Source organism: Actinomadura sp. 1N219 (assembly GCF_044326405.1).
GTDB lineage: Bacteria > Actinomycetota > Actinomycetes > Streptosporangiales > Streptosporangiaceae > Spirillospora.
The window spans coordinates 1757157-1771082 of record NZ_JBIRAY010000001.1 but is presented as its reverse complement, the minus strand read 5'-3'; the positions used below and the strand labels follow the sequence as shown (position 1 = coordinate 1771082).

General features: G+C 71.1%; 10 protein-coding genes. 3 read left to right on the top strand and 7 right to left on the bottom strand.

Annotation, left to right across the window (positions count from 1 at the left end; all coding sequences use genetic code 11):
• Positions 1–15: 15 nt before the first annotated feature.
• Genes ACH35V_RS08215 through ACH35V_RS08205 form a run of 3 tightly spaced genes read right to left on the bottom strand, consistent with a single transcriptional unit; the run spans position 16 to position 3993 of the window.
• Entirely contained in the window at positions 16–627 is a 612-nt protein-coding gene (locus tag ACH35V_RS08215; RefSeq protein WP_395971004.1) for a PaaI family thioesterase, read from the bottom strand.
• On the bottom strand, positions 624–2825 hold the full coding sequence (locus ACH35V_RS08210; RefSeq protein ID WP_395971003.1) for an acyl-CoA dehydrogenase: 2202 nt from the start codon (positions 2823–2825) through the stop codon (positions 624–626). The genes ACH35V_RS08215 and ACH35V_RS08210 overlap by 4 nt, the downstream gene beginning before the upstream one ends.
• Before the next feature lie 7 nt (positions 2826–2832).
• The gene (locus tag ACH35V_RS08205; protein WP_395971002.1) at positions 2833–3993 is read right to left on the bottom strand and encodes a steroid 3-ketoacyl-CoA thiolase; all 1161 of its coding nucleotides are present in this window, start codon (positions 3991–3993) and stop codon (positions 2833–2835) included.
• A gap of 250 nt (positions 3994–4243) precedes the next feature.
• On the opposite strand from ACH35V_RS08205, the gene ACH35V_RS08200 reads away from it, so the two are divergent.
• Complete coding sequence (locus tag ACH35V_RS08200; protein WP_395971001.1) at positions 4244–5164, top strand: SDR family NAD(P)-dependent oxidoreductase; 921 nt, start codon at positions 4244–4246, stop codon at positions 5162–5164.
• 62 nt (positions 5165–5226) lie between these two features.
• Here ACH35V_RS08200 and ACH35V_RS08195 read toward each other — a convergent pair whose 3' ends face one another.
• The 3 genes from ACH35V_RS08195 to ACH35V_RS08185 all read right to left on the bottom strand — a co-directional run bounded on the left by ACH35V_RS08195 (position 5227) and on the right by ACH35V_RS08185 (position 7459).
• A complete protein-coding gene (locus ACH35V_RS08195; RefSeq protein WP_395971000.1) occupies positions 5227–6003 on the bottom strand; it encodes an SDR family oxidoreductase in 777 nt (258 codons plus the stop codon).
• 11 nt (positions 6004–6014) lie between these two features.
• Positions 6015–6776, bottom strand: a complete 762-nt coding sequence (locus tag ACH35V_RS08190) for an SDR family NAD(P)-dependent oxidoreductase (RefSeq protein WP_395970999.1) — start codon at positions 6774–6776, stop codon at positions 6015–6017.
• 65 nt (positions 6777–6841) lie between these two features.
• Positions 6842–7459: a TetR family transcriptional regulator gene (locus ACH35V_RS08185; protein WP_395970998.1), complete on the bottom strand. Its 618-nt coding sequence runs from the start codon at positions 7457–7459 to the stop codon at positions 6842–6844.
• Positions 7460–7625: 166 nt separating this feature from the next.
• Between ACH35V_RS08185 and ACH35V_RS08180 the strand changes: the two genes are divergently transcribed.
• Positions 7626–9185 carry an FAD-binding protein gene (locus ACH35V_RS08180; RefSeq protein WP_395970997.1) on the top strand — a complete coding sequence of 520 codons (1560 nt, stop codon included), beginning with the start codon at positions 7626–7628 and terminating at the stop codon, positions 9183–9185.
• The gene (locus ACH35V_RS08175; protein WP_395970996.1) at positions 9182–10366 is read left to right on the top strand and encodes an alpha/beta hydrolase family protein; all 1185 of its coding nucleotides are present in this window, start codon (positions 9182–9184) and stop codon (positions 10364–10366) included. The genes ACH35V_RS08180 and ACH35V_RS08175 overlap by 4 nt, the downstream gene beginning before the upstream one ends.
• Before the next feature lie 10 nt (positions 10367–10376).
• Here the strand turns inward: ACH35V_RS08175 and ACH35V_RS08170 are convergent, their stop codons facing one another.
• Entirely contained in the window at positions 10377–13919 is a 3543-nt protein-coding gene (locus tag ACH35V_RS08170; RefSeq protein ID WP_395970995.1) for a protein kinase, read from the bottom strand.
• Positions 13920–13926 lie beyond the last annotated feature (7 nt).

The following is a 13926-nucleotide window of genomic DNA, read 5'->3' as shown; positions in this document are numbered from 1 at the left end:
CTTGCCGCTACCCAGTCAGCGAGGACGGGGCGGGTACTTGGCGATGAACAGGCCCTCGGCGGTGACGCAGTCTTCGCCGCCCGCCTGGATGCGGCCGACCGTGCGGATCTTGCGGCCGTCCACCTCGACCTGGCGGGCGGTGATCGTCAGCGGCTCGAAGAGCGGCGTGAGGCGGTGGTAGCGCAGCGACAGCTCGGCCGTCATGCCCGACTTGCCCGCCCAGCCGTTGGCCACGCCCAGCGTGTGGTCGAGCAGCAGCGCCGAAATGCCGCCGTGGACGCTGGACGGCGGCCCTTGGTAAGGCAGGCCCAGAGTCACCGTGGCCTCGATCGTCCGCGCGTCGACGGCGGTGTATTCGAGGGGCGGGGCGATCGGGTTCTCGGGGCCGGCCACCGGGTCGTGTCGCGTGTTGCCGTCGCCGCGCCACATGTCGACGAGACGGTCCTCCCGGGGCGGGGCCGTCGCCTCCAGGTCGTCGGCGACGGCGTTCAACCGGTCGGCGATGCCGGACATGTCGGCGTCCGAGATGTCCCCGGCCCGGACGAGCGCGTCGATGACCCGGCGGGCCGCGGCGGCCGCGCCGTCGACACCGCAGGCACGGCCCTCGGCGTGCAGGTCGAGCGTCATGACGCCACCGGGTCGCGCGGCAGGCCGAGGAGCCGCTCGCCGATGATGTTGAGCTGGACGTCGGTGGTCCCGCCCGCGATCGACATGTTCCGGGAGTTCAGGAACATCCAGGTCGGGTCCTTCATGGCGCGCCTGCCCTCGCCGGTGAGGGCGTCCGGGCCGATCCAGTCCACGGCGGTCTCCCAGACCTGCTGCATGTGCTCGACGCCGATCAGCTTGCCGATGCTGGACTCGGCGCCTGGCTGCCCTCCGGCGAGCGAACGCAGCGTGGTGCGCAGGCCGAACAGGCTGCTGGACTGGGCGTCGCACAGGATGCCGCCGAGAGTGGTGAGGCGCTCGTCGTCCGCGCCGTCCTCGATGATGCGGAGCAGGGCCTCGCCGCCGCTGCCGAGGGACGAGTCGTTGGAGAGCGACACGCGTTCGTTCGCGAGGGTGGTGCGGGCGAGTTTCCAGCCGTCACCCGGGGCGGCGACTAGCAGGTCGTCTGAAATGAAGACGCCGTCTAGGAAGACCTCGTTGAAGAGGGTGTCGCCGGTGAGTTCGCGCAGTGGGCGGATGTCTATGCCGGGCGATTTCATGTCGAGCAGGAAATACGACAGTCCCTTGTGTTTTTGGGCGGACGGGTCGGTGCGGGCGAGCAGGATGCCCCAGTCCGCCTCGCGCGCCATGGACGTCCAGACCTTCTGGCCGGTGATCCGCCAGCCGCCTTCGACCTTTCCGGCGCGGGTGGTGAGTGCGGCGAGGTCGGAGCCGGCGCCGGGCTCGGAGAACAGCTGGCACCAACGGATGTCGCCACGTAGGGATGGGGGCAAGAAGCGCTCGTGCTGCGCGGGCGAGCCGTGCGCGATCAGCGTCGGGACGACCCAGTTGCCGATGATCATGTCGTGGGGGCGGAGGGCGGCGGACCGCAGCTCCTCGGCGATGACGAGCTGGGTCACGGCGTCGGCGCCCTTGCCCCAGGGCGCCGGGAGGTGCGGGGACGTGTAGCCGCGGTCGGCCAGGTAGGTGGTGCGCTCCTTGCCGTCGAGCGCTCGGGCGGGTTGCAGTTCCGCGCGGATTTCGGCACGGATCTGGTCGGCCTCGGGCGGGAGGTCGACACGGAGTTCGCGGCGGACGCCGTCCAGGGTGAGGCGCGCGACGCGGCGTCGCCATTTCCCTTTGGAGCCGAGAAGGACGCGGAGCGACTGCGCGCGGCGCAGATAAAGGCCGGCGTCGTGTTCCCAGGTGAAGCCGATGCCGCCGAGCGTCTGAATGCAGTCCTTGGCAGTTTGGAATGCGGCTTGCACGCTGGTTGCTGCCGCGACGGCGGCGGCGAGGGAAATCTCCTGCGGGTCGGTGGTCGAGTCGTCCTGTGCGCGGGCGGCGTCCCAGGCGCAGGCGCGGGCTTGTTCGGCGTGGGCGAGCATTCGGGCGCAGCGGTGTTTGACGCCCTGGAACTGTCCGATCGGACGGCCGAATTGCTCGCGGACCTTTGCGTATTCGGCGGCGGTGGACGTCGTCCAGTCGGCCAGGCCGGAGGCTTCGGCGGCGAACAACGCCGCGGCCAGGTCGTGGACCTCCTGTGAGTCGAGTTTCAGAACTGACTCCGGGGGGAGCGTTGTGTTTTCCAACTCGATCCTGGCCAGGCGGCGTGTCAGGTCGTGGCTGGGGAGTTCTTCCACGGTGACGGCCGTCCGGGGCAGGACCAGCCAGGCGGTCGCGTCCGCCTCTCTTGCCGGGAGGACGAGCCTTGCCGGGAGGACGAGGATGTCCGCCAGCGGAGCGCCCAGGATCGGGGGCGTCGTGCCGGTCACCGTGATCGTCCCGGCTGAGCGGGTGAGGGTCAGGCTTCCCGTGGCCAGGGCCACCGCGCCGATCTTCGTCCCGTCGGCGAGGGCGGGGAGGTGCTCGGCGTGCCCGGCGCGATGCAGCACGGCGCTTGCCAGGACGGTCGGCAGGAACGGGCCCGGGGTGAGGGCTCGTCCCAACTCCTCCAGGACGACGGCCAGTTCGACCAGACCGTAGCCCGCGCCTCCAACGCTTTCCGGGAGGTGCAGGCCGAGCAGGCCCTGCGCGGCCAGATCGTCCCAGAACGGCGGCGCCTCCTCGCGTTCGGCGTCCACGGCCGCGCGGACGACCGCCTGCGTCACCTGCCGGGACGCGAAGGCGCGCACCGCGTCGCGCAGGTCGCGATGCTCCTCGGTCAGCCCGATGGTCATGTGTCCCTCAGATCCGTTCGATGATGGTGGCCGTGGAGTGCGCGCCGCCCGCGCACATCGTGACGAGCGCGGTGGAGGCGTCCGACCGTTCCAGTTCGTTGACGGCCTGCGTGATCAGGCGGGCGCCGGTGGAGCCGACCGCGTGCCCGAGGGCGATGGCGCCGCCGTTGACGTTGACCTTGTCCATGTCGGCGCCGTGCACCCGCGCCCAGGACAGGACGACCGACGCGAACGCCTCATTGATCTCGACCAGGTCGATATCGGAAAGCTTCATCCCGGCCGCGTCGAGCACGTGCCGGGTCGACTCGATCGGCCCGTCCAGGTGGTAGTACGGGTCGGACCCGACCATGCCGGCCGCGACGATCCGGGCCCGGGGACGAAGCCCCAGCTCAGCGGCCCGGTCGGCGCTCATCAGCAGGACCGCCGCGGCCCCGTCGCTGATCTGGGACGAGTTGCCCGCGGTGTGGACGCCGTCCGGCACGACCGGCTTCAACCCCGCCAGCGCCGAGGCGGACGTGTCACGCAGGCCCTGGTCACGGGTGACGACGGCGGTCTCGCCGGTCGGGCCGTCCTTCGCCATGACCGGCGCCTCGACCTCGACGAGCTGGCCCGCGAACCGGTCGCCGTCCCAGGCCGCCTTCGCCTTGAGCTGCGACGACAGGCCGAACGCGTCGGCGTCCTCGCGGGTGATGCCGCGCTTCTTCGCGATGCGCTCGGCGGCGGTGAACTGGTCGGGGTAGTCGATGGTCCAGTCGTCCGGGACCGGGCTGCCGGTCTCGGGGGTGAGCGCCTGGCCGAGGAACACGCGGCTCATGGCCTCGACGCCGCAGCCGATGCCGGTGTGGATCGTCCCGGACGCGATCAGCCCCGCCACCAGGTGCACGGCCTGCTGCGACGACCCGCACGCGCAGTCGATCGTCGTGCACGCCGTCCGGTAGGGCAGACCGGCGTAGAGCCACGCGTTGCGAGTGACATTGTTCGACTGCTCTCCCGCCTGCGTCACGCATCCGCCGACGACCTGCCCGACCGTGTCCGGCTCGATTCCGGCCCGGTCCAGCAGGGCGCGCTGCGTCAGGCCCAGCAACTGGGCCGGGTGCAGGCCCGACAGCGCCCCGTACCGCTTGCCGACCGGCGTCCGGACGGCGTCAACGATCACGGCCTCGGCCATCACACCTCTCCTTCACACATCTCGGACCCTCGCGCCCCTGCCGACCCGCGCGACCTCGACAACCCGCGCGACCTCGACAACCTGGACAACACTAGAATTCATTCTGGTAGGTGGGCATGGCGTGTCTCACTCAGCGGTTTCAGTGGCCGTCTCACGTGCGCCATCCGCTCAGCGGGACGAGGCGGATGGGCGGGCCAGAATGCGTACTAGCCTCCGTCGGGCCGTCCAGAACACCGACCCGGAGGCTCCGATGAACGCTGATCTGTCCCTGGCGGGCCGCACCGCCGTCGTCACCGGCGCGGGGGCCGGACTGGGCCGGGCCGAGGCGCTCGCCCTGGCCGCGAACGGCGCGAACGTCGTGGTCAACGACATGGGACCGGCCGCGGACGACGTCGTCGCGGAGATCACGAAGGCGGGCGGGCAGGCCGTCGCGGTGACCGGGGACGTCGGCGACTGGTCGATGGGCGACACGCTGGTGTCGGCCGCCGTCGACACGTTCGGATCGCTGGACGTCGTGGTCAACAACGCGGGCGTGCTGCGCGACAAGATGCTGTTCAACCTGTCCGAGTCCGATTGGGACGACGTCGTCCACGTCCATCTGAAGGGGCATGCGGCCGTGTCGCGCGCCGCGGCGGCGTACTGGCGCGGCGCGAGCAAGGCGGCCGGCGGGCCGGTGTACGGACGGGTGATCAACACCGCGTCGGAGGCGTTCCTGTTCGGATCGGCCGGGCAGGCGAACTACTCGGCGGCGAAGGCGGGGATCGTGGCGCTGACGCTGTCGACGTCCGCCGGGCTGGCCCGGTACGGGGTCCGCGCCAACGCCATCTGCCCGCGCGCCCGCACCGCGATGACCGAGGCGTCGTTCGCCGCGGGCACCTCGCCCGGCGGGCTGGACGTGATGGCGCCCGAGCGGGTCGGGACGTTCGTGAGCTATCTGGCGTCGCCCGCGTCCGAGAAGATCAGCGGGCAGGTGTTCGTCGTCTACGGCGACATGGTCGCGCTGCTGGCCGCGCCGACCGTGGAGCAGAAGTTCACGGCGGCGGACGGCGTCTTCTCGGCGGAGGAGTTCGGCGCGCAGATCACGCCCTACTTCGAGGAACGGGACCCTCGCCGGACGTATGCGGCCTACAACGTCGCCGCACTCGACAACACTGGCACCACCCAAATGTGAGCCCCGAAATTCGAAATGGCCGCCCTTCGCAGAAAGAGGGCGGCCATTTCGGTTCAGAAGGTTCAGAAGGCTTCTGGGCCTCGGAGGGTCGGTTCGGCGCCGCCGTCGATGTAGATGATCTGGCCCGTCATGTGGGAGTTCGCCGGGGAGATCAGCCAGCGGAGCGCCTCGGCGATCACCTCCGCGTCGGCGTAGCCGTTCAGCGGCATCGGGACGGCGTCGTTCATGGCCTTGAACATGCGCTCGTCCTCGAACAATGGCGCGCTCATCGGCGTCCGGACGACGCCTGGCGCGATCGCGTTCAGCGGGATGCCCGCGCCCGCCCAGTCTGGGGTGACGGACGCGCGGCGCAGCCATTGCGCGAGCGCCGACTTCGACGACGGGTACAGCTTGTTCCCCGCGCCCGCTTTGACGACACGCGCGGATGCTTCGAGCGCGGCGGGTTCGTCGCCTTCCAGGCAGGCGCGGACGACGGCGCCGTCCACCGGCTGCGTCCCGGAGATCGAGCCGACCACGGCGGCGCGGGGACGCTCGGCGCGGGCCAGGGCCGGGCGGAGGCCGTCCAGCAGGGCGGTCGCGCCGAAGTAGTTGACCTTGACGGTGAGGTCGGTGAAGGCGGAGACGCCCGCGCAGGCGACGACGCCGTCCAGCGTCCCGCCGGAGAGGTCGAGGACCTCCGCGACCGCCCGCGCCCGCCCTTCGGGGCCGGCCAGGTCGGCGCATACCTCGGCGTCCTTCAGGTCGACGCCGATGATCTTGTCGCCCTGGTCGCGCAGCAGGCCGGCGAGCGATTCGCCGATGCCGGACGCGGACCCGCTCACGGCGATGGTGCGTGCCATCCTTGCCCTTCCTAGGTGTGCGCGCCGCCGTCGACGCGGAGGTCGGCGCCGGTGAAGTAGGCCGCGTCGGACGAGGCGGCGAACGCTATCGCGGAGGCGATCTGCTCCGGGTCCGCCGCCCCGAAGTACGAGCGGATCTTGGTGAAGTAGCCGACGTCGAGGCCGTCGGGGAACATGTCCGGGGCCCTGGTCAGCGGGGTGTCGACGGCGCCGGGCGAGATCGGGACGACGCGGACGCGGCGGCCGGTCAGCTCGGCGGCGAGGCTCAGCGAGAACGCCAGCACCGCCCCCTTGGACGCCGCGTACGCCGTCATGTACGGGTTGCCCTGCGTCGCCGCGAGCGAGGCCGTGTTGACGATCACGCCGGTGCCGTCCGGGAGGAATTTCAGCGCCTCGCGGCAGAAGAGGGCCGTTCCGACGAGGTTGACGGAGAAGAGGCGGTTCAGGTCGTCCACGGTCAGCGTCTCGATGGGGGTCGTCTTGTGAACGCCGGCCACGTTGACCAGCACGTCGATGCCGCCGAGCGTGTCGGCCGCGTCCGCCGCGGCGGCGATCACGGCGGGCTCGTCGGTCACGTCCGCGACCCGGGTCGTGATGGCGCCGGGAGCGTTGGTCTGGGCGGCCGCCTGCGCGGCTGTTTCCGCCAGGCCCTGCTCGGAGACGTCCACCGCGTAGATCGCCGCGCCCTCGGCGGCGAGGCGGCGGGCGGTGGCCCGTCCGATGCCCGACGCCGCCCCGGTGAGCAGCACTTTCACGCCGTCGAAGCGGTTCATGGCGGCACGCTAGCCGCGGGCCCGCGCCGTCCGCCCGCGCCGTCCCGATCACCGGGAGGACGGCGTCAGCGCTTCGGCGCGTTGGAGCGGGGCGCGAGGATGAGCTTGCAGGCCAGGCGGATGTCGCTCTCGACGTCGGCCATGGACGCGCGGCCGTTCAGGCTCGACTGCAGCACCCCGTACCAGCACTGCATCAGCAGCCGGACGAGCGTCACGTCCTGCACGGTCGGGTCCTCGATGCCGACGGTCCGCAGCAGGATCTCGCGGAAGGTGTTGTCGATGTGGACGGTGTCGGCGACCGTCGCGACATGGGCGGTGTTGGACGCGTGCAGCATCGACGTCGACAGGACGGGCTGCGCCATCAGATAGCGGCTGGCCTGCACCAGCAGGTCGGCGACGGCGTCCTCGGCGCTGGTGCCGGGCGCGGGCTCGTGGACCTGGTCGCGGAGCCGGTCGACCTGCGCCGCCATGACCGCGGTGAAGAGGTGGACCTTCGACGGGAAGTACCGGTACAGGGTGCCGATCGCGACCCCGGCCTCCTTCGCCACCTCGTGCATCTGGACGCGTTCGAGCGATTTCTCCGCGCCGATGCGCGCCGCCGCGCGGAGGATGCGCCGCCGGCGGTCGTGCTGCTCGGGTGAGCTCGGCTCGGCGGACAGCCTCGCCGACGCGATCCTCGCCACGGTCCTCCCCCACGGTCCATTCCGGTGTTGACAAGGAACGATATCCGGAGTCGCGGCTTCCCCGGCGATCGTCGATACCGGTCAGTGGGACGGGCCGCCCCGCCGCGCCGCACGCCCCGTTTACGTTGTCGGCGCGCGAGGACGGCGGACCTGAAGGGGAAGTCACGTGGCGTGGGACGACGAATACGACGTGGTGGTCGCCGGGTCGGGGGCCGGGGCGCTGGCGGGCGCGCTCGCCGCCGCCTCGAACGAGCCCGCGGCGGCGACCTCGGACGCGCCCGCGGGGGCCTCGGGCGGGTTGCGGACGGCCGTCCTGGAGAAGACCGCGCTGGTCGGCGGGACGTCCGCGTACTCGGGTTCGGCGATCTGGCTGCCGGGGACGCGCGTCCAGGAGCGGGCGGGGATCGGCGATTCGACCGACTCGGCACGCGCCTATCTGCGGGCGCTGCTCGGCGACGACGGCAATGCCGCGCATCGGGAGGCGTTTCTGGAAACGGCTCCGGAACTGGTGGAGTTTCTGGAGCGGGACCCGGCTGTCGAGTTCGAATGGCGTGCTTTCCCCGACTATTTCGACGCGCCGGGACGCATCGACATGGGGCGTTCGTTCGTTCCGCTTGAGCTGCCGCTGGAAAGGCTTGGGGAGCTGGCGGGGATCGTCCGTCCGCCGGTGGATCGTGACCGGGCGGGGCGGGGGCACGCGGCCGGGAGGCCGCTGGCGCAGGGGCGTTCGCTGATCGGACGGCTCCTGCTGGCGATCACCGCGACCGGCAATGGCGACATCCGCACCGGCACCGCGCTGACGGAACTGATCGTCGAGGACGGGCGAGTTGTGGGCGTGGCGGCGATGACGGCGGACGGGCCCGTGCGGCTGCGCGCGTCACGCGGGGTGCTGCTGGCGGCGGGCGGGTTCGAGTCGTCGGCGGAGCTGCGGGCGTCGCATGGCGTGCCGGGCGGCGCGGGCTGGACGATGGCCCCGGACGGCGCGAACACCGGCGACGCGATCGCCGCCGCCATGCGGATCGGCGCGTCCACGGGCCTGCTCGACCAGGCGTGGTTCTGCCCCGGCCTGGCGATGCCGGACGGGCGGGCCGCGTTCACGCTCGGCTTCCGCGGCGGGCTGATCGTCGACGGGACGGGACTCCGGTTCGCCAACGAGTCCCTGCCCTACGACCGGATGGGACGCCGCCTCGCCGCCGCCGACGGCCCCTTCTACCTGATCTTCGACTCCCGGTCGGACGGGCTGCCCGCCATCTCGATCCCGACGGCGGCGCCGGAGGAGCAGCTAGCCGCGGGCCGCTGGCACCGGGCGGACACGCTCGCCGGCCTGGCCGCGAAGACCGGCCTGCCCGCCGGCGCCCTCGCCTCGACCGTCGAGCGCTTCAACGGCTTCGCCGCCAAGAACCTGGACGAGGACTTCCACCGCGGCGAGGACCCCTACGACCTCTACTTCACCGGCGGCAAGCCGTGCCTCGTGCCGGTGGACCGGCCGCCGTTCATCGCGGCGGAGATCGTCCTGAGCGACCTCGGGACGAAGGGCGGGCTCCGCACCGACCCGGACGGCCGCGTCCTCTCCGGCGCGGACCGTCCGATCCCCGGGCTGTACGCCGCCGGCAACACCAGCGCATCGTTCACCGGACCCGTCTATCCGGGCCCTGGCATTCCGATAGGAACGGCGATGGCGTTCGCCTACCGCGCCGTCCAGGCTATGAGGAGGAACCACTCGTGAGCTCAACTAGGACGCGGCGCACGGCGGGAATCGCCGTCGCGGCCATCACCTGCGCCGGAACCGCCGGGACGGCTCTGATCGCCCCGGCCCAGGCGACGGCGGCTCCGGATCAGCGCGGCAGGCTGATCTCCGTGAGCCCGCTGACGAACGCGGCGGCGCTGCCCGCCGCGGCCGCCAACCGGAAGATCACCTACACGTCGGAGGGCGTGGGCGGGAAGCGGATCGTCGTGACGGGCACCGTCGCCGTCCCGAAGGGCACGCCGCCGCGCGGCGGCTGGCCCGTGCTGAGCTGGGCGCACGGCACCACCGGCACCGCGGACGTGTGCGCCCCGTCCGCCGACACCGCCACCGGACCGGCCCACGACTACCTGTCGATCACCGAGTCCTACCTGGACAAGTGGGTGTCGAACGGCTTCGCCGTCGTGCAGACCGACTACGAGGGCCTCGGCACGCCGGGCGGACATCCGTACATGCACGGCGTCAGCGAGGCGAACACCGTCCTCGACATCGTCCGCGCCGCCCGCAAGACCGACCGCCGCATCGGACGCGACTGGTTCGTCGCCGGTCACAGCCAGGGCGGCCAGGCGACGTTCTACACGGCCGCCGCCGGCCAGACCCCGCGGGACGTCCGGCTGAAGGGCGCCGTGTCGATCGCGCCCGGCTCGAACATGAGCCAGACCGCCGCCTACGTCAAGGCCCAGTACCCGGGCGCCGAGGCCGCGCTGCCGTTCCTGTTCGTCCTGCTCAACGGCGCGCACGCCGCCGACCCGTCCTTCGTCCCCGAGGACCTGCTGACCGACGACGCCGCGCCGCTGGCCAAGGCCGGACGGACGAACGCCTGCCTGGCCCAACTGCGGCAACTCGGCGCGAACCTCCCCCTGAACAAGGTGTTCCGCCCGGACGCCGACCTCACCCGCTTCGAGCGCTACTTCAACTCGCAGGAGGCGCTCGGCCTCAACCTGAAGGTCCCGACGCTCGTCGCCCAGGGCACCGCCGACACCTCGGTCACCCCCGCCGCGACGCAGAACGTCGTCAACGACCTCTGCAAGCGCTACCCGAACATCACCTACCGGACGTTCGACGGCGCCGACCACAGGGGCAGCATCCACGCGTCCTTCGAAACGTCCCTCAACTTCGCCAATTCCCTCCGCACCGGTCAGCCCCAGCAACCCACCTGCTGACGGAAAGGCGTCAGCAGGTCCTGCGATAGGGAACCTCCGGGATGTGCTTCTTCCAATTCGCCTTGGACAAGGGGCCGAAGCTCTTGCAGAGCTCGGTCTTGATTCTGGCCGGGTCGATGAGGTGGGCGCGGAGGTAACCGGCGTCGTCCACAGCGAGAATGGACGATCCGTCCGGTGCGAAGGCCAGTGTCTCGATCGCCCCGGTGCTGTACGGGGCTTTACGGCCGGTCAGCGGCGGTCCGAAAGGGCGCCTGTTCGCGTGGTCCCACAACCGGATGGTCCCTTGACCGTCGCTCCCGGCGAGCAGCCGCCCGTCGGGTGAGAACGCCGTCGCGGTCGTCTTGCCGAGGTCGTGGCGGCGGGTCAGCGTGCTGCCGTCCCAGAGCGAGATCTTCGAGTTCTCCTCCGCGGCGAGCAGCCCGTCCCCGCTCAGCGCCAGACCCGCGATCATGTCGGAGGACGGCTCCACCAGCCGCTTGCCGGTCCGCGCGTCGATGACTCCCTGGTCCGCGCCCGCGATGATCCGCCGGTTGTCGCGGGTGAAAAGGATCTCGGCATCGGTGGGGATGTAGGAGTGGACCGGCTCTAGGGCGGGCCGGGTCCGCCCGGGGGAGGCGGCCCGCAGCTTTCCGGTCGGCACGTCCCACAGTTCGATAATGGTCGTGTTCAGGTCCCGGGCCTTCCAGACGGCCAATGTCCTGCCGTCGGGAGAGAAGGCGACAGGGGTGTCGTGCCCCAGTTCCGTCTTCGTCGTCAGGACGGCTTTCCGACGGCGGTCGGTCACGTTCCAGACCTCGATCTCGCCGGTCCGGCGGACGTTCGCCAGAAGGCGGCCGTCGTCGCTGAGAATGATGCGGGCGGAGGCGGCGATATCCGTGATCGGCAAAGCCGATTTCTTCGTCCGCTTGACCGGATCCCAGATCTGCACGCTCGCTCCGGCGACGATGTGGACGAACGCCAGGGTCGATCCGTCGGCGCTGAGCGCCTCGTCGGTGATGTACTCACCGAGCTTGATCGGATCGGTGAGCGCGCCGAGCGACAGGACGTTCACGGCGCCCCCTGTGTCGATGCAGCGCAAGGTCCGTTCGTCTTGGCCGACGGGGTTGTATCTGAGGCACTCGTTGGAGTGGGTGAGTATCGGTTCCGGCTCCGGGCCCTCCGTCTGCCAGACCGTGGCCCCGATCGAGACCCGCTCCCCGTCAAGGCTGAATTGCGCCTCGGTCACCTCGTGGGCCGGGATCTTCCGCCAGCGCTGGACATGGGGCCGGTCGACCCCGGCCGCCTCGACGATCCACAGCCGGTCGGATTGGCGCAACGAAAGGAACCTGCCGTCCGGGCTCACCCCGACATCGGAGATCTGGGTGGTGGCCGCCGCCTTGATCTCCTTCGGATCGGCCAGCCCCTTCTCCAGGAAACGCTCATGGCGCGAAACCTTCCGGCCCGTGCCCAGATCCCAGAACTCCAGCGCGGACCCCTGCGCCGTGATCAGGCGTTTCTCGTCCGAGGTGAACGCCGCGGTTCTGAAGTTGGAATTATCGGTGGTCCGCTTGACGCTGAGGACGCGTCGTCCGGACCGGGTGTCCCAGACGATCGCCCGCTCCTGGCGCGCGTCCAGCAGCCACGCCCCCGTGGGACTGAGTTCGAGCCCGTAGGTCACCTCGGGGCGGATCGTCACCGGCCGTTGGCGGCCCGTGTCAGTGTCGACGATGCTGACGGTGCCGTCCTTACGGCCGAGCATCAGGGTTCTGCCGTTACCCGACAGCACCACGGACCCGCCCGTTCCCAGCGGTGGGCCGCCAACGGTGATCGACCGCCTCACCCGCCGGGCGTCCACATCGACGATGTTGACCTTGTCGCCGCTCGAATAGGCGACGAGATGGCCCGTCCTGTCGCTGTCGGCCCGCGAGTTCGTCCCGTCCGCGCCCGGGGGCGTGTAGTTGTACTGCTCCCACTGGTTGTAGACGGTGGCCAGCGTGTTGCGGGCCTCCTGTCCGCCGGGTGCGAGGGCCCCGGCGGCGATGGCGAGCTGTTTGGCCGTGCCGGGGTCGTCGCGGCGCAGGCTGTCGGCCAGGAGCGCGACCCGGGAACTGACCGCCTGGTCGCGCTGCTCGGCGACTTTTCCGCTCTGGACGATCACGATTACCAGGGCCGTGATCGTGCTCACCAGCAGGATCATCAGTGTCATGGTCACCGCGGCCCGGACCCGGCCGCGGCGGTGGACGGCGGCGACCGAGCGGACGTAGAAGTCCTGTTCGAGGGGATTGAGCTTGAGGTGGTGCTGAACGGCCACGGCCTGCTGAACGGCGAGGTCCAGCGGGCTGCCTCGGAGCAGGTCACTCCTCTTCCGGCCGTGCTCGTCCCAGTTCCGGGCCGCGACGGCCAGGTCGCGGTGAAGGCCGAGGACGGCACGGTCCTCTTCCACCCAAGCGCCCAGGCGGCTCCAACCCCGCAGCAGCGCCGGGGACGAGAGCGTGTATCCGTCACCGTCCTTGACCACCGCCCCGACGTCGCGCAATCGATCCAGCACCCGCTGGATCGCCTGGACGTCGGCGTCATCGTCCTGGACGGCCCCGTCCCGGAACTCCTCGAACCGTGCTGTGCGGAGCGCTTTGTCGGGGTCGGTGGAGCCGGTGACCATCCGCAGGAGGATGCGCGGAACGACGGCCTGCTCATCGTCGCTCAGCCCGGCGTAGGCCGACTCGGCCCGCTGCGCCGCCGACTGGACGACCGCCTCGGGCGGCAGCAGCTCGGGCTCGGGCGTCCCGGCGCGCGGCGCGTCTTCGGTCAAGGCGTCGAGCAGCTCGGCCGCGGTCGGCCGCTGGTCCGGGTCCTTCGACAGCGCCTGCGCGACGAGCGAGCGCAGCGGCTCCGCGAGCGCCTCGAACGACGGGTCGGCGCTGATGACCCGGTGGCGGACGGCGTAGACGCTCCCGCCGCGGAAGGCGTCGCTGCCCGTCGCCGCGAACAGGACGACCGCGCCCCACGCCCACACATCCGCGGCGGGGGTCGCGGGGGCGTTCTGCCAGACCTCGGGCGCCATGTACAGCGGCGTCCCCTTGACCTGGTTGGCGCTCAGCGTCATGTCATGGGCGCGCGCCAGGCCGAAGTCGATGACCTTCGGCCCGTCCGGCTCAAGCAGGATGTTCGCGGGTTTCAGGTCCCGGTGCGTGATCCCCACCTTGTGGATGGGCGCCAGCGCCCTGACCAGGTCGAGCGCGAGCCGCCGCACCGCGGCCGGCTCGTACGGGCCGTTCCGCTGGATCCAGGACTTCAGGTCGGGCCCGGCGATGAACTCGCTGACGACGTACGCCGGTGAATGGTCGAAGTCCGCCGCGATCACCCGGGCGGTGCAGGACTGGTCCACCCGGATGAGCATCCGCAGCTCGCGCAGCGCCTCCGCGGTGGCGTCGCCCTTGAGCATCTTGACCGCGACGCGGGCGCCGGACGGGTCGTACCCCTCGAACACCACCCCGTACGAGCCTTCGCCGACCCGTCCCGCCAGCCAGTACGCGCCGAGTTGACGGGGGTCGCCGGACACCAATGGCGCTGCCACAGATCGA

Bases quoted from the DNA above. Each gene is read 5' to 3' on its own strand.
- ACH35V_RS08215 (WP_395971004.1), bottom strand. From the start codon at position 627: ATGACGCTCGACCTGCACGCCGAGGGCCGTGCCTGCGGTGTCGACGGC.
- ACH35V_RS08210 (WP_395971003.1), bottom strand. From the start codon at position 2,825: ATGACCATCGGGCTGACCGAGGAGCATCGCGACCTGCGCGACGCGGTG.
- ACH35V_RS08205 (WP_395971002.1), bottom strand. From the start codon at position 3,993: ATGGCCGAGGCCGTGATCGTTGACGCCGTCCGGACGCCGGTCGGCAAG.
- ACH35V_RS08200 (WP_395971001.1), top strand. From the start codon at position 4,244: ATGAACGCTGATCTGTCCCTGGCGGGCCGCACCGCCGTCGTCACCGGC.
- ACH35V_RS08195 (WP_395971000.1), bottom strand. From the start codon at position 6,003: ATGGCACGCACCATCGCCGTGAGCGGGTCCGCGTCCGGCATCGGCGAA.
- ACH35V_RS08190 (WP_395970999.1), bottom strand. From the start codon at position 6,776: ATGAACCGCTTCGACGGCGTGAAAGTGCTGCTCACCGGGGCGGCGTCG.